Annotated in this window: 19 protein-coding genes; 9 read left to right on the top strand and 10 right to left on the bottom strand. The window is 64.9% G+C overall.

Annotated features, from left to right (window positions below; genetic code table 11):
- Positions 1–45 precede the first annotated feature (45 nt).
- From BM118_RS22840 to BM118_RS22815, 6 genes are all read right to left on the bottom strand, one after another.
- Positions 46–2442: a TonB-dependent receptor gene (locus BM118_RS22840; protein ID WP_092187743.1), complete on the bottom strand. Its 2397-nt coding sequence runs from the start codon at positions 2440–2442 to the stop codon at positions 46–48.
- A gap of 156 nt (positions 2443–2598) precedes the next feature.
- Positions 2599–3003, bottom strand: coding sequence for a DUF2946 domain-containing protein (locus BM118_RS22835; protein ID WP_177234584.1), 405 nt, complete (start codon positions 3001–3003; stop codon positions 2599–2601).
- Between the two features lie 396 nt (positions 3004–3399).
- Positions 3400–5463 (bottom strand): hypothetical protein, encoded by a 2064-nt coding sequence (locus tag BM118_RS22830; protein WP_092187741.1) that lies wholly within the window; start codon positions 5461–5463, stop codon positions 3400–3402.
- A 151-nt stretch (positions 5464–5614) separates the two neighbouring features.
- Positions 5615–8428 carry a DUF4159 domain-containing protein gene (locus BM118_RS22825; RefSeq protein ID WP_092187740.1) on the bottom strand — a complete coding sequence of 938 codons (2814 nt, stop codon included), beginning with the start codon at positions 8426–8428 and terminating at the stop codon, positions 5615–5617.
- Positions 8425–9369, bottom strand: a complete 945-nt coding sequence (locus BM118_RS22820) for a DUF58 domain-containing protein (RefSeq protein WP_092187739.1) — start codon at positions 9367–9369, stop codon at positions 8425–8427. The genes BM118_RS22825 and BM118_RS22820 overlap by 4 nt, the downstream gene beginning before the upstream one ends.
- Positions 9369–10367, bottom strand: a complete 999-nt coding sequence (locus BM118_RS22815) for an AAA family ATPase (protein WP_092187738.1) — start codon at positions 10365–10367, stop codon at positions 9369–9371. The genes BM118_RS22820 and BM118_RS22815 overlap by 1 nt, the downstream gene beginning before the upstream one ends.
- 274 nt (positions 10368–10641) lie before the next feature.
- Between BM118_RS22815 and BM118_RS22810 the strand changes: the two genes are divergently transcribed.
- Genes BM118_RS22810 through BM118_RS22790 form a run of 5 tightly spaced genes read left to right on the top strand, consistent with a single transcriptional unit; the run spans position 10642 to position 14215 of the window.
- Positions 10642–11253 (top strand): DUF1285 domain-containing protein, encoded by a 612-nt coding sequence (locus BM118_RS22810; RefSeq protein ID WP_092187737.1) that lies wholly within the window; start codon positions 10642–10644, stop codon positions 11251–11253.
- Complete coding sequence (locus tag BM118_RS22805) at positions 11250–11921, top strand: CoA pyrophosphatase (protein WP_092187736.1); 672 nt, start codon at positions 11250–11252, stop codon at positions 11919–11921. The genes BM118_RS22810 and BM118_RS22805 overlap by 4 nt, the downstream gene beginning before the upstream one ends.
- On the top strand, positions 11918–12181 hold the full coding sequence (locus BM118_RS22800; RefSeq protein ID WP_092187735.1) for a DUF6111 family protein: 264 nt from the start codon (positions 11918–11920) through the stop codon (positions 12179–12181). Before BM118_RS22805 ends, BM118_RS22800 begins: the two co-directional genes overlap by 4 nt.
- 10 nt (positions 12182–12191) lie before the next feature.
- Positions 12192–13448: a CCA tRNA nucleotidyltransferase gene (locus BM118_RS22795; RefSeq protein ID WP_092187734.1), complete on the top strand. Its 1257-nt coding sequence runs from the start codon at positions 12192–12194 to the stop codon at positions 13446–13448.
- Positions 13445–14215 carry a sulfite exporter TauE/SafE family protein gene (locus tag BM118_RS22790; RefSeq protein WP_092187733.1) on the top strand — a complete coding sequence of 257 codons (771 nt, stop codon included), beginning with the start codon at positions 13445–13447 and terminating at the stop codon, positions 14213–14215. Before BM118_RS22795 ends, BM118_RS22790 begins: the two co-directional genes overlap by 4 nt.
- Positions 14216–14274: 59 nt before the next feature.
- Here BM118_RS22790 and BM118_RS40635 read toward each other — a convergent pair whose 3' ends face one another.
- The 3 genes from BM118_RS40635 to BM118_RS22780 form a co-directional block, all read right to left on the bottom strand.
- A complete protein-coding gene (locus BM118_RS40635) occupies positions 14275–14550 on the bottom strand; it encodes a hypothetical protein (protein ID WP_143099506.1) in 276 nt (91 codons plus the stop codon).
- Between the two features lie 414 nt (positions 14551–14964).
- The gene (locus BM118_RS22785) at positions 14965–15186 is read right to left on the bottom strand and encodes a hypothetical protein (protein ID WP_092187732.1); all 222 of its coding nucleotides are present in this window, start codon (positions 15184–15186) and stop codon (positions 14965–14967) included.
- A 203-nt stretch (positions 15187–15389) separates the two neighbouring features.
- Positions 15390–15953 (bottom strand): hemerythrin domain-containing protein, encoded by a 564-nt coding sequence (locus tag BM118_RS22780; protein ID WP_092187731.1) that lies wholly within the window; start codon positions 15951–15953, stop codon positions 15390–15392.
- Positions 15954–16093: 140 nt separating this feature from the next.
- On the opposite strand from BM118_RS22780, the gene BM118_RS22775 reads away from it, so the two are divergent.
- The gene (locus tag BM118_RS22775) at positions 16094–16717 is read left to right on the top strand and encodes a class I SAM-dependent methyltransferase (protein ID WP_092187730.1); all 624 of its coding nucleotides are present in this window, start codon (positions 16094–16096) and stop codon (positions 16715–16717) included.
- A 111-nt stretch (positions 16718–16828) separates the two neighbouring features.
- On the opposite strand, the gene BM118_RS22770 is transcribed toward BM118_RS22775, so the two are convergent.
- On the bottom strand, positions 16829–17749 hold the full coding sequence (locus tag BM118_RS22770; protein WP_092187729.1) for a LysR family transcriptional regulator: 921 nt from the start codon (positions 17747–17749) through the stop codon (positions 16829–16831).
- 160 nt (positions 17750–17909) lie between these two features.
- Here BM118_RS22770 and BM118_RS22765 point away from each other — a divergent pair, with 160 nt between their 5' ends.
- The 3 genes from BM118_RS22765 (at position 17910) to BM118_RS22750 (ending at position 21101) form a co-directional block, all read left to right on the top strand.
- Positions 17910–18611, top strand: a complete 702-nt coding sequence (locus tag BM118_RS22765) for an alpha/beta fold hydrolase (protein WP_092187728.1) — start codon at positions 17910–17912, stop codon at positions 18609–18611.
- 795 nt (positions 18612–19406) lie between these two features.
- Positions 19407–19907, top strand: a complete 501-nt coding sequence (locus BM118_RS42670) for an alpha/beta fold hydrolase (protein WP_349529016.1) — start codon at positions 19407–19409, stop codon at positions 19905–19907.
- Between the two features lie 138 nt (positions 19908–20045).
- Complete coding sequence (locus BM118_RS22750; protein WP_092187727.1) at positions 20046–21101, top strand: ABC transporter substrate-binding protein; 1056 nt, start codon at positions 20046–20048, stop codon at positions 21099–21101.
- Positions 21102–21150: the final 49 nt, after the last annotated feature.

Here is a 21150-nt window from a genome sequence, read left to right as displayed (position 1 = left end):
TCAAGTTGAGTGCGTCGGGGCCCGCAGGCCCCGACTGGATCGCGCTCAGAACTTGAAGTTGGCGAACGCCCGCACGCCGATGCCGGGCATCAACACCTCGTCCTTGGTGTAGGACACCGAGTTGCGGATGTTCTCGTTGAGGAGATTGTTGCCGACGACGCCGGCAATCATCTCGCGTGCGCCGAACCAGTTGCGGTCGAGCTTCGTCTTGTAGCTGACCTCGGCCTTCAACAAATTGTAACCCGCCGTCGGCGTCTCCGCGATCACGGCCACGTTGTTCTGCGCGAAGGCGTGCAACAGGTTGACGCGCATCAGCCAGTTGTCGTCGCGCCAGAACACGCCGCCGCCCATTCGAAGCGGCGGGATCCGCGGCACGTTGGTGCCGTCGGTAAAGGTGGCGCGGACCACGTCGAGCTGGTTCTCGATGCCCCAGATGCCGCCCTGGAACGCGCCGACATCGAATTGCGACTGGAATTCGCCGCCGCGGAAATTGGCATTGCGCTGCGAATAGACGGCCTGGTTCAGTTCGGCGCCGGGCGTGCCGCAGGAGGCAAAGTCGTCATCGCACATCACGCCGGTGAGGCGGCGATAGATGAAATTGTCGAAATGCGTGTAGTAGACCGTTGCCTCGAAGCGGAACGGCCCTGTCGCCTTGCGCACGCCGACCTCGACGGACTTCGCGGTCTCGATGGTGAGATTGGGATTGCCGATGTCGAAGGTCGCCGTCGCGTCATGGGCGCCGCGCGAGAACAGCTCGGCCGCCTTCGGTGCGCGCTCGACATATTGGGCGGTGATGCTGCCGACCATGCCGCCGGGCAGGTCCTGCAGCAGGCCGATGCTGCCGCTCTTCGGCGTGTAGGACGGATTGCGCGCGATCGCCACCTGCGGCGTGCCGTCGGGCAGGTAGTCGGCCGGGAAATTCGGCGTGGTGCCGTGCAGCTCGACATGCTCGATGCGGCCGGCGATCTGGGCTCGCGTCGCGTCCGTGAACTTGAACTCGTTGAAGGCGTAAGCAGCAACGCGGGTGTTGTTGTTGGGGTCCCAAAGGCCGTTGAACAGCGTGCCGGGATTGTCGGGGCTCGGTGCCGTCAGCTCCTGATGACCGACCTGGAAGCCCAGCGCCGTCGTCACCTCGGCGAAGCGCGCGTTGAACGGCATCAGCTGCACCTCGGTGCGGATCTCCTGCTCCTTGTTGGTGAAGGTCTGCCGCACGCCGTCAGTGTTGGGATCGGCGGGATCGGCAAGGCCGATCTCGTTGTGCCGGTAGTCGGTCGCGCCGGCCCAGAACCGGACGGTGTCGATCGCCGCAGCGTCGGGACGGTACTCGCCCTTGACGTTGATCTTGGTCTGGTGGCCGTCGATGCGCGTGTTGTGGTCGGCGCCGTCGATGCCGGGGATGTGGTAGAGCGAGTCGTTCTGCGTGATCGCGGCCCCGATGTAGCCGCCCTGGAAGAAGTAGGAGCCGCCGATCGAGGCGCCGTCCGAGCGCGTCGCCGAGTTCGGCTGGCGGCCGTTGGCGACGGATCGCGTCTGGTCGTTCAGATAGGGATAGCTCGGGATGCCATAGTCCGTGGTGGTGCGGCCATAGACGTCGGCATGGAACGCAAAATTGCCGCCGCCGGTGTCGAGCAGCACGCCGCTTTCGACGCCGCGATCGACCGAGCTGAACGCCGTGCGCGTCTCGGCCGTGACGCAAGGCGAGGTCGCGGCGGTGGCCAGCGGCGCCTTGGTCGGCAGACCGTAGGTCTGGAACGATGGCGCGCAAGCAGGCAGCGCATCCGGAATCCGGTTGTTGGTGGCGCTGACGACGCCGCCGATCGAGGTCGAGCCGTAGCGCAGCGCAGCAGGCCCGCGCACCACCTCGACCTGGTTGGTCGCGAGCGGATCGATCGGGACGAAATGATCCTCGCCGAGGTCGGAGGCGCCGCCGGAATTGGTGCCGTTCTCGACGATGCCGACGCGGTTGACGTCGAGACCGCGGATGATCGGCCGGCTGGAGGCGCCGGGCGCGAAGCTCGAGCCGGTGATGCCAGGCTTGGAGAACAGGAGATCGCCGAGCTGGCCGCCGCCCTCGCGGCGGATCTCCTCGTTCGGCACCACCGTCACGGTGGCGAACTGGTTGGTCACAATAGGCAGCACGCCTTGCTGAGCTGCGGCGGCGGTGGCCGCTTCCGCCGGCGCGGCTTCGGCCGTGTGTTGTTGGCTGCGCGACCGTCCGGTGCGCGCAACGCGGACCGGGCTGCGGGTCGGTACCACCCTGCGCACGATGGGGCTCGGCGCCGTCACGGTGACGGCGGGGATCTCGGTCGACGACTTGTCCTGCGCAGGCTGTTGTACCGGCTCTTTTGCAGGTTCTTGGGCGAACGCAGATGAGGCGGCGGCGCCGAGCAGGAGCAGGCTCGCCCCGGCGAGATGCTGCACGCGTCGCAATTCAAATGACATGGTCCTGATTCCATTCAGGCGCCGTCCGAATGCTTGTCTGTTGATCGGAGGCGGCCTGCCGTCGCGGTGCGACGGAATTCGGCTTCAACGGCTTCCCGGGCGATCGTCCGCGCATGTGGCGCGGCGAGCCCGGGCGTGATCCAGCGATGTCTAGAGTCAGGACGCGGGTGGGGCGCGCGGCTGGAACGCCGTGCCGGCCGATTTCAGATGGATGAACTCGGCGTCGGTGGTGCGGTGGAGCAGCTCGATCGCCTGCGGCAGCTCCAGGAGAGGCGGCGTCGAGAACAGGACGGTGCCCGCCATCGCGACCAATGCGCAGATCGCGCAATTGTCGTCGCCCGGCTGCTCGCGGTCGGGTCCTGAAGGCGATTGCTTCTGGACCGCGGCGCGGTCGTTCGAGGCAACGCCGTTGCTGCCGTCGGTCTGCTGGAGCGAGGACTGGGCGAGGGGGGCGGCCCGGGCGAACCAGTGGCTGTGGCCGAATGTCAGCGCGAATTGCACCAGCATCGCGAACAACGCGAGCCGGGCGCCGTGCCTGATATTCGACCGGAACCACTTCATCTGGAAACGCCACCCCACATCGCGAGGATCATCCTCTGATACCGCGATGTTATAATATAACATCGCAGGAACGAGGAACGGATGTCAACGGCAGTCAGACCATCTCGCGTGGGTGGCCGCGCGATGTGTCGTTCGGGCAACTAAAGCGAAATGGTCAAAGTCGAATCGAGTTGGGCAACAGCGGTGCTCTCTCCGTTCCCTCCCCCCTTGCGGGGGAGGGGCAGGGAGGGGGGCCACACGGGGACTCTTTCCGTCGCGCATCCACACTCGGTGCATCGCCAATAACCGGCACCTTTTCCTGGGCCACCCCTCTCCCTAGCCCTCCCCCGCAAGGGGGGAGGGAACGCACCGCCGTCGCGGCGCTAGGCGAGTCCGATCCCATCACGCCTTTGGAAATCAGCGCCCTTCGCGGACCCAGGTCGCGGCGAATGCGCCGAGCAGCAGCAACAGGCCGATCAGGCCGGCGAAGATCGGCAGCACGCCGACGCCCTTCACGACGCTGGCGTCGCGCATCCGCACGCCCATCCAGCCGTCGCCATGGAAGACGCTCACCGAGCGCACCGGCACGATGCGCGGCAGCTCGACGCTGGAGCCGTCGACCACGCGCACGGCATTGCCGCCGGTCGCCTGCGTCAGCGGCTTCAGGGTTTCGGTGGTGGAGGTGACCTCCGAAAACTCCTTCGGATTGGTCGGGCCGACATTGATCAGCGCCTTCAGCGTGCCGTCGGTCGCCTGCCACAGGCCGAGTTCGTTGGCCGGCAGGCTGGCGCGCCACTCGCCGGGATCGCCGGCGCTCAGCGTCAGGTCGCGCGACACGCCCGACGGCGAGGTCACGCTCACCGGCTGCACGCTGTCCGACATGGTCTGGCGCACCACCACGAGATCCTTGCCCTGCACCTGGAGGCGCAGCGCTTCTTCATCAAGATCGGGCTGCTTCATCAGCCAGTGCGACATCCGCCTGAGCAGGTCGAGATGCGGGCCGCCGCCCTCATAGCCGCGCGCCCACAACCAGATGTGGTCGGACAGCAGCAGCGCGACGCGTCCCTCGCCGAAGCGCGACAGGAACAAGAGCGGCTTGCCGTCGACGCCCGTCATCACAGGCGGGTTGACGGAATTGCGGGTGTCGACGGTGCGGAAGAAGCGGCTCCAGCGCGGCGGCTCGCTTGCCGAGCCCTCCAGCCCGCGCGTGACGGGATGACGTTTGCCGACGTCGGACAGGTGCGCATAGAACGGCTTCTCGGTCACGCCGACCGGCTCGGCCGGCAGCACCGAATCCAGCGGCGTGCGCCAGATGCTGGTGTTGGAGGCGTAGTCGGGGCCGGCCGAGACCAGCACCGCGCCGCCCGCGCGCACATAGCGCGCGATGTTGTCGAAATAGGCGATCGGCAGCACGCCCTGGCGGGCGTAGCGGTCGAAGATGATCAGCTGGAATTCGTTGATCTTCTGCTGGAACAGCTCGCGGGTCGGAAACGCGATCAGCGACAATTCGTTGATCGGCGTGCCGTCCTGTTTCTCCGGCGGGCGCAGAATGGTGAAGTGCACGAGATCGACGCTGGCATCTGACTTCAGGAGGTTGCGCCAGGTGCGCTCGCCGGAATGCGGCTCGCCCGAGACCAGCAGCACGCGCAGCTTGTCGCGCACGCCGTCGATGGCGACGACGGCGCGGTTGTTGACCGGCGTCAGCTCTCGCTCGAGCGGCGAGGCCTCGATCTCGACGATGTTCGGACCGGCATGCTTGATGTCGACGTCGACGCTCGCGCTCTGGCCGCTTCCCAGCGTGCGCTCGTTGATGACTTCGCCGTCGCGGCGAACCGTGACCTTGGCGCGCTCGCCGGAGACGCCCTGGTCGTCGAGGCGGTAGGTGATGGTCTGGACCTGCCCGACGATGCCGAAGCGCGGCGCCGCCGTGATCGCGATGCGGCGGTCGCGCTCGTCCTTCTGCCCGGTGATCAGCGCGTGCACCGGGGCCTGGAAGCCGAGCGCGGCGGCGTTCGCGGGAATGTCGTGGACGCGGCCGTCGGTGATCAGGAACGCGCCGGCAACGCGGTCGACCGGCACGTCCGACAAGGCCGAGGCGAGGGCGCCGAACAGTCTTGTGCCGTCGGTCTCGCCATCGGCCTGTCCGGCGTCGACGACGCGGACCTCGAGGCCCTTGATCTTCTTCAGGCCGTCGACCAGCGCTTCCTGCGCCTGGGCCGCCTCGCGATTGCGGTTGCCGAAATTCTGGCTCGGGCTCTTGTCGACGACGACCGCGGCGACGGAGGTGAGGGGATCGCGGTCCTCGCGGGTGAAGGAGGGATTGGCAAGCGCCAGCAGGAACAGCACCAGCGCGGCCACGCGCACGGCAGCGCCGCGCGCACGCGCCAGCAGCAGCACGAGCGCAATGACGACGATTGCGGCCAGCGCGAGCCACAGGACGATCGCGGGAACAAGCGGTGTGAACGCAATGCCGTAATTCATCAGACAGACCTATCAACGTCATTCCGGGGCGATGCGAAGCATCGAACTCCGGTGCGCAATTGCGCGCCTGAGAATCTCGAGATTCCGGGTCTGGTCCTTCGGACCATCCCGGAATGACGGGGCGTGTGGCTCAAGCTCGTCACGCGCATCTCTATTGCCCCAGCCGTTCGATCAGGGCCGGTGCGTGCACCTGGTCGGCCTTGTAGTTGCCGGTCAGCGTGTACATCACGATGTTGGCGCCGGCGCGGTAGGCGAATTCGCGCTGGCGTGGGTCGCCGCCGGTCACCGGCAGCATGTACTGGCCGTCGGGGCGCACGGCCCAGGCGCCGGCAAGATCGTTCGAGGTGATGATGATCGGCGAGACGCCGTCGCCGCCGCGCGCCGGACGCTGCGCGCTCTCGTCGTCGTCCTCGCGCGGCAGGGTCTCGACCCAGGTCTGGCCGCTGTTGAAGCGGCCGGGGAAGTCGCGCAGCAGGTAGAAGGTCTTGGTCAGCACGTGCTCGCGCGGCACCGGCTCGAGCTCGGGCACGTCGAGCGAGGACAGGATGTCGCGCAACGCCCGCATGCCCGGCGTCTGCGAGGCGCCGTTGTCGCCGGCCGGCGCTTCGATCGCGTCGCGGGTGTCGAACAGCACGGTGCCGCCCTGCTTCATGTAGGCGTCGATCTTGTTGATGGCGTCCTGCGGCGGCTTGGGCGCGCCGGGCACGATCGGCCAGTAGATCAGCGGGAAGAAGGCAAGCTCGTCGCGCGCGGGATCGATGCCGACGGGATCGCCGGCCTCGAGCGCGGTGCGCTGCGCCAGGAACAGCGTCAGTCCCGATAGCCCGGCCTTGACGATGGAATCGACGTCGGCATTGCCTGTCACGACATAGGCGAGGCGGGTCTGCGATACCGCCTTCATCGCGAATTCGTCCGTAGCGCCGTCGGCGCGCACGGGCGTCGGCGACAGTGCCGGGAGGCCCGCAAGCACGAGGCCGAGCAGGATCACGGCAGGCGCGGCGCGGCGGCGCAGCAGCGCGGCGAGGCCGCCGCCGAGCACCGCGACGATGATGGCGTCGATCAGGAACAAAGCGAGCGCCGTCGACAGCAGCCAGCCGCGCAAGTCACGCGGCTCGGCATTGGTGTAGGTGGCGTGCCGGGCGCGCAGGCTCGCGGTGTTCAGGGCTGCGATGCGGTCGGCGGCGGCAAGCGTGTTCACGGCGAGCGGTCCTTCTGCCGGACCGTAGAAGCCCGGCGGATGATCGGGTGTGGCGCGGTCGCGATAGTCTGCGGGCAGCGGCTTTGCCGTGGCCGGCGGCGGACCGAAGGCGCCGAAGCCGTCGAGCATGTGCAGCGGCGCCACCGTCTCGGTGGTCGCCTCGCTGGCCACGCCGGCGCCGGGCTTGGCGGTGTAGCCGGACATGTCGACGACCCGCCGCAGCATTTCGACGAAGATGCCCGACATCGGCAGATCCGACCAGCGCATGTCGGCGCTGACGTGGAACAGGCTGACGATGCCCTTGCCGCGATGCTCGCCGGTCACCAGCGGCGTGCCGTCTTCCAGCGATGCCCAGCTCTTGGTGGCGAGCACGGCATCGGGCTCGGCCAGGACCTGGCGGCTCACGGTGACGTCCTTGGGGACGACGACGCCGGCAAACGGACCGTCGGCCGCGAACGCGGCGAGGTGCTGCGGCTTTTCCCAGGTCAGGCTGCCGCCGAGCGTGCGGCCGCCCTTGCGCAGCTTGACCGGCACGAGATCGTCTTCGGCCTGCGCCAGGCGGGGCCCTGCGAACCGCACCAGCACGCCGCCCTGGTCGATCCAGGCACTGAGGCGCTCGCGGATTTCAGGCGCGATGGTGCCGACATCGGCCAGGATGATCATCGGCAGCTTCTGGTCGAGGAACTGGGTGATGCCCTGCTGCGGCGAGCCCTTGTCGGCGAGCCGGACATCGGCGAACGGCGCCAGCGCGCGGGTGAGGTAGAAGGTCGGCGCCAGCAACGGCTGCGCGGTTTCGCTGGTCGCGCCCGAGACGATGCCGATGGCGCGGCGGCGCCAGCGCTTGTCGAGCAGCTGCACCGCGCCGGCGGAGCGCTCGCCGGATATTTCGAGCCGCGTGATGTCGTTGCGCAGCTCGACCGGCAGGTCGAACGAGGCCTCGGTCTCCTTGTCCTGCGGGCCGAACGAATAGCGCGCTTCGCCGATCGGCGATGCCTTCTGGTCCAGCGCGCGCACGGTGCCGACGGCAATGCCGCTGTCGGTGCGCAGCACCTTCACCGTCATCCTGGCGGCGGCGTTCTCGGCCGCGACCAGTGCCAGCGGCGAGGAGGTGCCGCCTTCGAACACGGTCAGGCTGCGATCGCCGATGGTCTTGCCGAGGCCTTGCACGAAGTCCTCGCCGCGGCCGGTGTCGACGCCATCCGACAGCCAGGCGATCTCGCAGTCACCGGTGGCCTTGAGGAAGCGATCGACCGCTGCGAGCGTTTCGACGCGCTCGATCGAATAGGGCTTTGGCACCAGCTGGCGCAGCGCGACGCGCGCCGCCCCTGCCGGCATCAGGGTGATGTCGCGGTTCGGCTCGGACAGCGGCACCAGCGCGATGGCGCGGCGGTCGTTGTCGGCGTTGGCGATCAGCTCGTCGGCGGCCCTGATCCTGATGTCCCAGTTCGAGGCCGCGCTCCAGCCGTCGTCGAACATGATCATCAGCGGCGCCTTGCTGCCGGCAAGTCCGGTCTGCGGATTCCAGATCGGGCCGGCGGCGGCGAAAATGACGAGCGCCGCTGCCAGGAGGCGCAGCGCCGTCAGCCACCACGGCGTCCGCGACGGCGTCTCTTCCCTTGGCGCGATGTCGAACAACAGGCGCGTCGGCGGAAACTCGATCCGGCGCGGCCGCGGCGGCATCACGCGCAGCAGCCACCACAGCACCGGGAGGCTGACGAGGCCGATCAGGAGCAGCGGTTCGGTGAAGGCGAGCGGCAATCCCATCATGCGGCCGGCCCCGCCTTGATGGTCGTGGTGCGGGCGCCCGACTTGCTCACCTGCATGCCGGCATGCAGGAACAGCAGCAATTCGGCGGCGGAGCGGTCGGTCGCATGGGTCGTGAACAGCCAGTCGAGCCTTGAGGTCTCGGCGCGGATCTGGTCGCGGTGCAGCGCGAGCCGCGCGGTGTAATCCTGCGCCCAGCTCTCGGCGCGGCCGGCGGTGATCACGCCAAAACCTTCCGGCTCGACGAACTCGATGCGGCCGGAATAGGGGAACGACTCCTCGGCGGGATCGACGACCTGCACCATCGTACCATGCGCGCCGGAGCCGGAGAGCCCTGCGAGCGTCGTCGTGATCTCCGCGATCGGCGACCAGAAATCCGACAGCACGATGATCTCGGCGAGCGCGGAAGGCACGAAGGACGGCGGCAGGCTCGGCCGGTCGGCATCGTCATGCAGCATCGCCTGCGCCATCTTGTCGATGACGCTGCGGCTCGCGGTCGGTGTCATCAGTCCGGGAATGCCGACGCGTTCGCCGCCGGAGACCAGCAGCTCGGCCAGCGCGAAGGCGACGATCAGGGTGCGTTCGAGCTTGGACTCGCGCGCGGTCTTCGAGGCAAAGGCCATCGACGGCGAGCGGTCGGGCCAGATCCAGACCGTGTGCGAGGCTTCCCATTCGAGCTCGCGGACATAGAGATGGTCGTCGCGCGCCGAGCGCCGCCAGTCGACGTTCTGCGACGGCTCGCCGGAGACGAAGCGGCGGTATTGCCAGAAATTTTCGCCGGAGCCGGCGCGGCGCCTTCCGTGTAGGCCGTGGATGACGTTGGCGGCGACGCGGCGGGCCTCGAGCACCAGGCGCGGCAAGGAAGCTGCGAGCGTGCGGCTTTCGCCATCGGCACGTCGGATCGCGATGATCTCCTTCGCCGTGTGCCCGTTCTCCGCGGCCATCAACCGATCCGTGTTTTCAACTGCCGGATCACGTCCGGAATCGTGCGGCCTTCGGCGCGCGCCTGGAAGGTCAGCGCCATGCGGTGCTTCAAGATGGGTTCGGCGAGGTCGAGCACGTCGTCGACCGAGGGCGCGAGCCGTCCGTCGATCAGCGCGCGGGCGCGCACCGCGAGCATCAGGGATTGGCTGGCGCGCGGGCCGGGGCCCCAGGCGATGAACTTGCCGGTCTCGCCGCTGTCCGGACCCGGACGGGCCGAGCGGACCAGCGACAGGATCGCCTCGACCACGGAATCGCCGACCGGCAGGCGGCGGATCAGCCGCTGCGCGGTGATCAGCGCGTCCGCGGTCATCGAGCCCCTCGCCAGCGTCTCCTCGGCGCCGGTGGTCTCGAACAGGATGCGGCGCTCGGCCTCGCGATCGGGATAGTCGACGTCGATCTCCATCAGGAAGCGGTCGAGCTGCGCTTCGGGCAACGGATAGGTGCCTTCCTGCTCCAGCGGGTTCTGGGTCGCGAGCACGTGGAACGGCTTCGGCAGGTCGTGACGCGCGCCGGCAACGGTGATGTGCTGCTCCTGCATTGCCTGAAGCAGCGCCGACTGCGTGCGCGGGCTGGCGCGGTTGATCTCGTCGGCCATCAGGAGCTGCGCGAACACCGGACCTGCGATGAAGCGGAAGGCCCGCCTGCCCGCGGTGCTCTCGTCGAGCACCTCGGCGCCGAGGATGTCCGACGGCATCAGGTCGGGCGTGAACTGGATGCGCTTGGCGTCGAGACCGAGCGTGACGCCGAGCGTCTCGACCAGCTTGGTCTTGGCAAGGCCGGGCACGCCGATCAGCAGCGCATGGCCGCCGGAGAGGATGGTGACCAGCGTGTTCTCGATCACGCGGTCCTGGCCGAAGATGACGGACCCGATCGCCTCCTTCGCCGCGCGAACCTGGCTCGATACCTGCTCGGCCGAGCGGACCATTCCATCCTCGAGTTTCTCGACACTCTCCGCCATCCGTTAGCTCCTTCAGCCTGCCGCGCGGCTTGCTCGCGTCGTCATGTCATTGCATCACGTCAGATGCATCAAATCATCACATGGGCCCTATGCTAGACTTGCAGGAAGGCCATGTATTCGTTGAATTAACCTATCCCCACCTTATCGGCTTAAGGGTATGTAGGGCATCACGAAGTGGCGACCTCCACACCGGACTATTCCGGGATGGAACCGTGCACCCGAGTCCAACGTAGACCTGCACCAATCGTGCCAAAGGACAAAGTCAGGGCAAACCATGGCGAACCAAGGGCAGAGCGCCGATCGCGGTCTTGAGGGGCTGACTGCCGCCGCCAAGAGTGCCGCCGGTGCCGAAGGCGCCAAAAAGGGCCTGCCTCCGGTGCATCTGTGGAATCCGCCGTTTTGCGGCGATCTCGATATCCGAATCGCCTCCGACGGTACTTGGTTCTACATGGGGACGCCAATCGGGCGCCACGCGCTGGTCCGGCTGTTCTCGACCATCCTGAAGCGCGAGGGCGACAAGCATTTCCTCGTGACGCCGGTGGAGAAGGTCGGCATTCGCGTCGACGACGCGCCGTTCATGGCGGTCGAAATGCAAGAGGACGGCGAGGACAACCATCGCGTGCTGCGCTTCCGCACCAATGTCGACGACTGGGTCACCTGCGACGCCGCGCACCGGCTGCGCTTCGAGCCGGCAAAGGACGGCGGGCTGACGCCCTATCTGCACGTCCGTGCCGATCTCTGGGCCAAGGTGACCCGCGCGCTCTATTACGATCTTGTTGACATGGGCGAGGAGCGGATGGTCGATGGCCAGCCGATGTTCGGCGTCGAGTCGGCCGGCGAATTCTTCGCCATGGCCGATGCGGAGCAGGTGAGGGCCGCGCTTTGAACAAGCCTATCCCCAGGAGCGAACCTGTCGCGTTTCGAGCGGCGGATTTCTTTGCCCGTTCCAGGGCGAAGCTCGGCTTCGACGTTCCGCCCGGCCTCTACGATCCGAACGTCATTCCGGCCTCGGGCGATCCCGGGACCGACAAGATGCTCGAGATCGTCGCGCGCGAGCAGCCGGTGCGGCCGGCGGCGGTGCTGATCGCGGTGGTCGACCATCCCGAGCCGACCATCCTGCTGACGCAGCGCTCGGCGCATCTGAACGACCACGCCGGCCAGATCGCCTTTCCGGGCGGCAAGATCGACGCGACCGACGCCTCGCCGGTCGATGCGGCGCTGCGCGAGGCCGAGGAGGAGGTCGGGCTGTCGCGCGACTTCATCGAGCCGATCGGCTATCTCGATCTCTACGGCACCGCCTTCGGCTTCCGCATCCTGCCGACGGTCGCGAGGGTCCGGCCCGGCTTTGCGCTCACGATCAACCATTCCGAGGTTGATGATGCGTTCGAGGTGCCGCTATCCTTCCTGATGAATCCGGCGAACCACCAGGTGCACAGCAAGGAATTCCGCGGCATGGAGCGCTTCTACTATGCGATGCCGTTCGCGGAACGTTACATCTGGGGTGCCACGGCCGGGATGCTGCGTGTGCTTTATGAGCGGATCTACTCATCATGATCCGGACGGTTCTGACCGAGATCGGAATCTTCCTCGTTCCCTTTGTCGTCTATGCGCTGTTCCTGGCCGCCAGCCGGTCCGGCCTGTTCGTGCAATCGTCCTGGCCGGTCACCATCGTCGCCCGCCTGGCCCTCGTGGCGATCGTGCTGGTGATCGCGGGTCTGATCGGCCTGGCGCAGTTCTCCGGCGCCGGCCCGGATTCGACCTACGTTCCCGCCCATATCGAGAACGGCAAGTTCGTGCCGGGCACGGAAAAATAGGGGCCTGCCGATGAGCGCGGAGCCGATCCTCGCCGATGCGCCATGGCTGATCGCCGGCGGGACCGCGCGGGTCCTGGAATTGCTGGGCGCCGATGGCGAGGAGGCGCGGGTGGTCGGCGGCGCGGTGCGCAACGCGCTGCTCGATCTTACGCCCGGCGACATCGACATCGCGACCACGGCGTTGCCGGAGGAGGTGGTGCGGCGCGCCAAAGCCGCCGGCATCAAGAGCGTGCCGACCGGCATCGACCACGGCACGATCACGCTGGTCATCGACGGCCATCCCTATGAGGTCACGACGCTGCGCGAGGACACCGAGACCTTCGGCCGCAAGGCCAAGGTCGCGTTCGGCCGCGACTGGGTGAAGGACGCCGAGCGGCGCGACTTCACCATGAACGGCCTGTCGGTCGACGCGACAGGTGTCGTGTACGACTATGTCGGCGGGATCGCGGATGCCAGAGCGCGCCGCGTGCGCTTCATCGGCGACCCCGACCAGCGCATCGCCGAGGATTATTTGCGCATCCTGCGCTTCTTCCGCATCCACGCCGCCTTCGGCGCCGGCGAGCCCGACCGCGACGGCTACCTCGCCTGCATCCGGGGACGCGCGGGCCTTGCCAACCTGTCGGCCGAGCGGGTGCGCATGGAGATGCTGAAGCTGCTGGTGGCCGGCGGTGCATCCGCCGCCGTGCTGGCCATGGCCGAGGGCGGGTTGCTGCAGGCGCTGACCGGCGGCGTCGTCTATACCGGGCCGCTGGCGACGATGGTCGCGATCGAGCGCGCGCTCGGCCTGCCGGCAAGCAGCACTAGGCGCCTGGCCGCGCTGACGGTCGCCGTGACGGAAGACGCCAAGCGCGTCGCCGCACGCCTCCGCCTCTCCAATACTGAGGCCAAGGCGCTGGATTCGATGGGGCACCGCTGGTGGCGGTTCGCCGCCAAGGACGAGGCCAATGCGCGGCGCCTGCTCTACCGGCTCGGTGCCGAGCGCTATCACGATCGCGTGTTGCTCGGCTGGGCGCGGGCGGCGGGCGACGTGCATTCGTCGCGCTGGCGCGCGCTCGCCGAGTTGCCGCAGCGCTGGACTGCGCCGAAATTTCCGCTTCGCGCCGCCGACTTCATCGCACGCGGGATGGCGGAAGGACCTGCGCTCGGACATGTGTTGACACTCGCCGAGGACGCTTGGCTTGCGGCGGATTTTCCACTAGAGGAAGCCGCGCTCGCTTCCATCGCAGATCAAGCTGCGGCCCGCGTCAGCCGCGAACGGAAAATGTGACCATCGTCTCGGGCTTCGCCGACATCTCGATTTTTCAGCTCCTGCTGGTCGCGTTGATGGCGTTGTTTGCTTCGATCATCGGTGGTCTCGCCGGCTACGGCACCGGCGCGCTGATGCCGCTGGTGCTGGTGCCGCTGGTCGGCGCCGAGCCCGTGGTGCCGATCATCGCGATCTCCGCGATCTTCACCAATTCGAGCCGTGCGCTCGCCTATGTCCGCTATGCCGACCGCCGCCGCGCGCTGATCGTGCTCGCCTGCGCGGCGTTGACGACCGCGCTCGGCGCCTACGGCTACACGCGCCTCACCAATGCGGGCGCCGCGCTCGTGATCGGCTCCATGCTGATCCTGAGCGTGCCGCTGCGCCGGGTGCTGCGCCGCCGCCAGGTCAGGATCGGCGACACCGGCCTTGCCGCCGGCTCCGTCGGCTACGGCGTGCTGGTCGGCGGAACCTCCGGCTCCGGCGTGATCCTGCTCTCGCTGCTGATGGCTGCAGGCCTCGAAGGCGCCGCCGTGATCGCGACCGACGCGATGATCTCGCTCGGCACCGGCCTCATCAAGATCTCGGTGTTCGGCCTTGCCGGCGCGGTGAATGCACAGGTGCTCGCCTTTGCGCTGCTGATCGGGGCGATCGCGATCCCCGGCGCGTTCCTCGCCAAAGCCTTCGTCGAGCGGATGCCGGTGCACATCCACACTGCGATCCTCGACGTCGCGGTGATCACGGGCGGGATGGTGATGATCTCGGCTGCGGCGAGGCAACTGATCGCTTAGAGCATTCGTGCCTGGACCGCAGATTCCGCGATTGGCCGTGATTTGCTGGCCCCAAGCATTTACGGGCCGAACAAGCTGTGGAGAAAACGCTCCTTTTCGCCAGGCGCATAACCCTGAGACGCGCCGAAATACGGTTCATTGTCGCCATAGGAGGGGGCGGAACGGTATTCGGTCGCCGGCCGGGGTGGCACGTAGGCAAAGCTCGAAGCGGAACTTGGTGCGAACACGCCCTGATGGGAGCGAACAACAGCGTGCCGGTGGGAGTGATGCACCGGCTCGGCGTTCGCAACGCCGTACAGGGGGATCAATAGGCTCAACGCCAGAATGAAACGCATCGCTTTTTCTCCAGCTGCCCCCCGGCTCGCTATTTAACGCTCGGCCGCAGAGCCCCAATAGACATCGGCTTCACGACTGATCACATCCCCGCCATCACGGACCCGCATCGGCGAGCGGTCGGGTCATTTGGCAGGTGCAACCTGGCGACATCGCAGGACGTGGAATTACAAGGAATTACGGTGACAGTGCACTTAATCATCACCGTCGTCAGACAGCGCAGGCTTCGGTCGGCGCTTGCCGAGCTTGAAGCGAGCCGGGTCAATGGAGTGCAATGTCACCGTAATTCGAGCCTGGGCGCGCACTCATAGGCGTCGGCTTCCGGGCCCAAGCCGGAAGCCGCCCGGCTTGGCCGTCATTGGCGGCCTATCACCCAACTCAGGCATTGGCGCGAGCTTCTGTCTCGCGTTTTGCGTCTAGGACCATGGCGGCTCTTCGCCCGCCCTGGCTGCCTCGTGGTTGATCGTGACACCCGCCGTACGCAACCCGGTCAGCAATACGGTTCTTACAGAGGCAGGATCAAATCCAATATCCTTGGCGTTCGGTGGATGTGCCTCGCTGTCCTTCAATCGGAGCGCCAGGTGCATTTGATCGCAAAGGTGCTGAACGACGAGATTGACTTGATCGTCAGTCATCATTGGCCTCTCCTGCTACCTCTTTTGTCCAACTAGGTAGCACAGATGAAAATAGGGCGGTACGCGATTGGACTGCCCCAAGCCCAACGCCACGCGCATGGGCGGGGCCGGCCCGTCTGGCACACTGGAAGTGACCGACGCGATTAGAGCAACGCTTCTGACCTTTCGGACATTGAGTCCGATCAGCGCAATGCGGAGGAGCTTGACTAGTGCCGTTCGGCTTCGGCTTCTTGTTCCAACTGCAAGATGCGCACCCGTAGCGCGTCGAACGTCTCTTCGGCTGCCTCGCTGAACAGCGGATCCTCAGGATTGGTCATGGCCGAAGCGATCTCCGTCCAATCTTGAGGCTCGAGAGCCTTCAGGGCGGCGGGAAAGAAATCGCGATCTTCCTTCATGATGTGGCGCCGCTCGTGCTCTATGAAATCGCGCACGATGGCATGCACATCTTCCCGAAGGAGTTCGCGACCCGCAAGAACATTGTCGACCGCATGCGCGAGCCGGCGCAAGAGTTCGGCCCCTTTCTGGTGTTCGCGAGCGAGGTCACCGACCTTCGCAGCCGCAACGGGATCGCGAATTTTCAACTTGGCGAAGACCAGGTCTTCCTGAGGGTGGTGGTAAACCTCCGGGTAGAGTTCGAAATAGCTGAGAACCGCGCCAATCACCTCATAGTCGGGGCTGTCGCCCTGGTCGAAAACCTGAAGTTCCCGCTCGAGGATGGTGAGCAGTTTCTCGATATTGCGGTGCTCTTGGCTTAAGCGCTCAATGATCATTGCCGCGATCCACAAGGTGACCGATTGAGAAGCTTCGAAAGCTTAGCCCCAAGTCGCCTCAGCTCTTTTGCGCTAAATCAACGATTGAGGAATTGCCATGTTCGGAACTAACCGCGGACCTTTGGGTGGAGGAACACGCAATGGAGAGTGAGAGCCGTCAAGCCCATTGGGAAGGCGTTTACACCAAGAAGGGCGAGAACGAAGTAAGTTGGTTTCAGGAAAGTCCGGCTCCTTCGCTGGAGTTGATTGCTTGGGTCGGTGCGATCCACGCTTCGGCGATCATCGACATCGGTGGGGGTGCTTCACGCCTGGTCGACAATCTCCTTGATCGGGGCTTCGAGGATGTAACCGTCCTCGATTTGTCCGCGGCGGCACTTGAGGCGGCGAAAGCCCGCCTTGGGGGCCGCGCCGCACAGGTTCATTGGATCGTCGCGGATGCAACAGCCTGGGAGCCGCTGAAGGCTTACGACGTCTGGCACGATCGGGCGGCGTTTCATTTCCTCACCGAGGAGCGTGACCGTGCTGCGTATGTCGCGCGCCTCGGACGGGCCTTGAAGGTCGGAGGGCACGCAATCATTGCCACCTTTGCGCTCGACGGACCTGAACGATGCAGCGGCCTTCCCGTCGTGAGGTACGATGCTGCGAGCCTCGGTCAGACCCTTGGTCGCGCGTTCCAACTCGTTGAGACCCGGCGGCACGCTCATGCGACGCCCTGGGGTACCAATCAATCGTTCCAATTCAGTGTGTTCCGCCGTTGCTCCTGATCCGCAACGCCGCGCGAACATCTGTTGTGGGCCCAAAGGCGGCCGCACCGATCTTGTCGTTCGCCCCCGAGGGAACGTCACCCTCGAGCAGCTTAAGCTATTCGGCGACGGTCAGCGGCTGGCCAGTACCGAAAGTTCAGAGTTACGCGACACGCCCAGGGCCTCGACGAGAAAATCGATGAACAAGCGCGCCCGCAGCGGGAGTTGCCGTCCGAACGCGTGCAGGACATAGACCGGCGTGGTGAACATCGGTATCTCCGGCAGCACGACATTCAGTCGTCCAGCGGCAAGCTCCTCCTCGATTGCGATGCGCATGAACTGCGTGATGCCAACGCCTTTTACGACTGCCTCGATCAACGACTGAGCATCGTCGCTATCGAAGGGGCCATTGGGGATGACCCGGGTGCCGTCCGCGAAAGTGAATGCTTGCGGCCGGCCGCCGAGCAGGTGGCGAAGGCAGGCATGCTGCCTGAGATCGTCGATCGACCGCGGAATTCCCCGGCGCTGAAGGTATTCCGGCGATGCGCCCAGAACATACTGCAGCACGCCCAACGAGCGACCGATCAGGTTCGTGTCTTCCAATTCTCCAATTCTTACCGCGAGGTCGAAACCCTCGCGAATGAGATCGACACGGCGGTCCGTGACGCTGAGGTCGAGCTTGATGTCTGGATAGCGTTCCAGGAACGAGCCCGCCCATGCAGAGATCAATGGACGTCCGAACGTACTCGGCACGGTGACCCGAAGCACGCCACGTACGTTGCCCGGAGCCTGCACGATGTCATCGGCTTCCTCGATCGCGCGCAAATGGGGGGCAACATGCTCATAGTAAGCGGCGCCTTCGGACGTCGGGCTGAGCGTGCGCGTCGAACGCTGCAGCAGGCGCACGCCGAGACGTTGTTCGAGGCGCGCGACGCTTTTGGATACGGCTGAAGGACTGGCGCCGATGAGCCGCGCGGCGCCCGCGAAAGAACCCGTATCAACCGTTCGCACGAAGGCCAGCAGACCAGCTGTTCTTTCCAAAATCGTCGTCATTTCGGACTTCTAATCATGAAAGAACCGAACGAAACACAGCTATTCGGACATTTATGACCGAATAGGTTGGGCCTCGCAATGGGGGATCCCTGGCAGCCGCGTTCTAAGCCTTCCAACATGCCTCCATCGCTCAAACTCATGCAAGAAAAGGGAATGCAGCATGCCTGCACAAACCAAACCAACGATCGTTTTCTGCCACGGCATCTGGGCCGATGGTTCTTGTTTCAGCAAAGTCATTCCTGCGTTGCAGGCTGATGGTTACGAGGTCATCGCCGTTCAATATGGCCTGGACTCCTACGAAGAGGATCTTGCGACGGTTAAGCGCACGCTTAATCGTGTCGGCAGCCCGGTCCTCCTCGTCGGTCATTCGTATGGCGGAGCCACCATCACGGGCGCGGGGACCGATGAGCGCGTGGTTGGCCTCGTCTACATAGCAGCGGTCGCTCCGGATGCCGGCGAGACCGTACAGGATCAGCTCGACAAGTATCCGTCGGATATCTTTTCTCGCGTCGAGGTCGCCGATGGGCGTGCCTGGATGCTTCCGAATGGCACCGAATTCTTCGCAGGAGACCTCTCCGAGGAAGACCAGAAGCTGGTTTGGGCCACCCATTATGCGCCCGTCTACAATCTGTTCCAGCAGCAGAAGCTCAGCGCCGACAAAATCGCGTGGAGGTCGAAGCCAAGCTGGTACATTCTGGCCACGCAAGACCACACTGTGCATCCCGATCTGCAACGCTGGGTCTCGAAGCGCATGGGAGCGACCGTCACCGAGGTGGCGAGCAGCCACGTGCCGATGCTCTCCCAGCCAAAGGTCGTTATCGACGTAATTCGCAAGGCTGCGGCCGCCGTTCAAAAAAGCTGATCGCAACAGGCGTAGATTGCCGGACAAAGGAGAGGTCGTTCGCAAGGCGACCTCTCTTATTGGTGGGTTGGGTGCGACGACCGCTTTTGGCACTTGGCTGACGTCTTCGGTGGCTTGCGGCATGGACCGCTTCTGGACCCGAAGCGGACGTTCGGCAAACTGCCTGTTTTAGCTTTCTACGGCCGCAATGGACGCAATGCGCAGACCTGGGTCGGCTGCCAAGTGCACCTCCCTCAGTTCGCAAATCGGTGGCGTTACTTCGGTGGCTGCAAGCCGGGCGACTTCAGCCATTCGTCAATATTTTCGACTGTAATGTCTGCCGTTCGGGCCTTCCTCAAAAGGTCCTCACGTTCTGCGCCCGGGGGCAACTGCACTGCCTTTTCCCGTGCTCGCCTAGCTTCCTCGATGAGGCGTTCGCCTAGCGTCCTATCCTGTTTGAACCGGTGGCGTTTCATGACGTCCTCCCGCCGTGAAATCCGCTCCTGAAAACTGGCTAGTGGCTCCAACGTTCTATGGGAAACCATACACCTTGGGTTTCCCTCGCAGAAGGCGCGTTCCTTGACCGAATAAGACGATTCCAGAACGTTGCCATGTAGATTCAGCTCTCCGTCTTTGTCTTCGGACGTTCAATAAGTTCGTAACTGGGAACGTGGGTGCTTTCCTGCCACGATTCCAGAGCAGCTCCGCAGATTGCGCAGACCGGGTCACCTGTGTGCGGCACCAAGAACTTATCTTCGGTGCGTCTGTACTCAGCACCACAAGTGCATTGCACAATTGTCACCATCCTAAAAATATGTGCTTCGAACCCCGGAATTTCCAGTCCGGGCAACTCAGACTCGTTGTCTCGCGAGTTGGGCGTCGCTTTGTTGCATCGCAGGGCGCGGTCAGTCCCGAGGGCGATCAGGATGGTTCTCACAGACCCAGCCGACGTCTTCGCAAACTGCGCACTTCATGCCAAGGATTTGTCGAAGGCACGAAGAGCGTACATCGACGCGAAGGTCCATCCGGACAGCCGCACCTCACTCGGACTTCGCCGGAATACGGCCCTTGCCGCCGCAGCAGAAGCTCAGCGCCGACAAAATCGCGTGGAGGTCGAAGCCAAGCTGGTACATTCTGGCCACGCAAGACCAACCTGTGCATCCCGATCTGCAACGCTGGGTCTCGAAGCGCATGGGAGCGATCGTCACCGAGGTGGCGAGCAGCCACGTGCCGATGCTCTCCCAGCCAAATGTCGTTATCGACGTAATTCGCAGGGCTGCGGCCGCCGTTCAAAAAAGCCGATCGCAACAGGCGTAGATTGCCGGACAAAGGAGAGATCGTTCGCAAGGCGACCTCTCTTAGTTGATGGGTTGGGTGCGATGACCGCTTCTGGGCCCCGACATTGCCGCGCTCGAACCCGATGCGATCCTGCGCCGGCTTCAGGCCATCCCAATCATGTCCGTCCAGAACAGCCGTGACCACAACCTCGGTTCCGCTTTCATGCTATTGTTTTGCAGGGAGCGGGCTTTTGCGGGGTCGAGCATGAGACGGCGGGAATTCATTTCGGCCTTTGGGAGTGCGGCGATCACATTTCCATTGGCGGCTCATGCTCAGAAATTGGCTGCTCCGGTGATTGGCTCTCTAAACCGTCCGGCCCCCGGGCTGGAGACGTTTAGCGACGCGTTTCGCCGCGGTCTCAAGCAAATGGGATTTGTTGTAGGACAAAACGTCTTGATCGAAGGACGTTGGCCTAACGCCAATGAAGGGTTGCGAGACGCCGCAGCCGAGTTGGTGCGGAAGCGGGTCGCTCTCATCTTCACCGCCGACAACGGCGGAGCGTTGGCTGCCAAAGCGACCACATCGGAAATGCCGATCGTGTTTGTAGTGGGTCTCGATCCAGTTGCCATGGGTCTCGCAGCATCGATCAACCGTCCGGGTGGTAACGCGACCGGGGTTTCATTCCGAGTGAGCGCATTGGAGCCGAAGCGGTTTGAATTGCTGCACGCTCTATTGCCAAAGGCGTCTTTGGTGGGCGTGCTCATCAATCCGGACAATCCAAATGCGGATGCTAGCGCTCTGCGCGCAGCAGCATCTTCATCGGGGCTGCAATTGATTGTTTTGGATGCCCGAAGCATTGCCGAGGTGGAAACCGCATTCTCAATATTGACCCAGCGTCGGGCGAATGCGCTGCTTGTGACCTCGGACCGTCTTTTCAATCTCGAGCGTCGTCAGCTTGTTGATTTTGCGGCACGCACTGGCATCCCCGCGATCTATCCTTGGCGGGAATTTGCTGATGCTGGCGGATTGATGAGCTACGGCAACAGCCTCACCGACGCCTTTCGGCAAGGCGGGCTTTATGTTGGCCGCATCCTCAAGGGTGACAAACCGGCCGATTTGCCGATCTGGCAACCCACCAGGTTCGAGTTCGTAATCAACCTCAAAGTGGCGAAGTCGCTGGGTCTCGAAATCCCTGCTGCGCTGTTGGCGTTTGCAGACGAGGTGATCGAATGAATCCAACTTCCGTTCCCGGCCCACCTGCGCCATACAGCGATGTCCGCCC

The sequence above is a fragment of the Bradyrhizobium sp. cf659 genome (genome assembly GCF_900113725.1).
Lineage (GTDB): Bacteria > Pseudomonadota > Alphaproteobacteria > Rhizobiales > Xanthobacteraceae > Bradyrhizobium.
The sequence above is the reverse complement of the archived record's forward strand: the minus strand, read 5'-3'. Positions and strand labels throughout refer to the sequence as shown.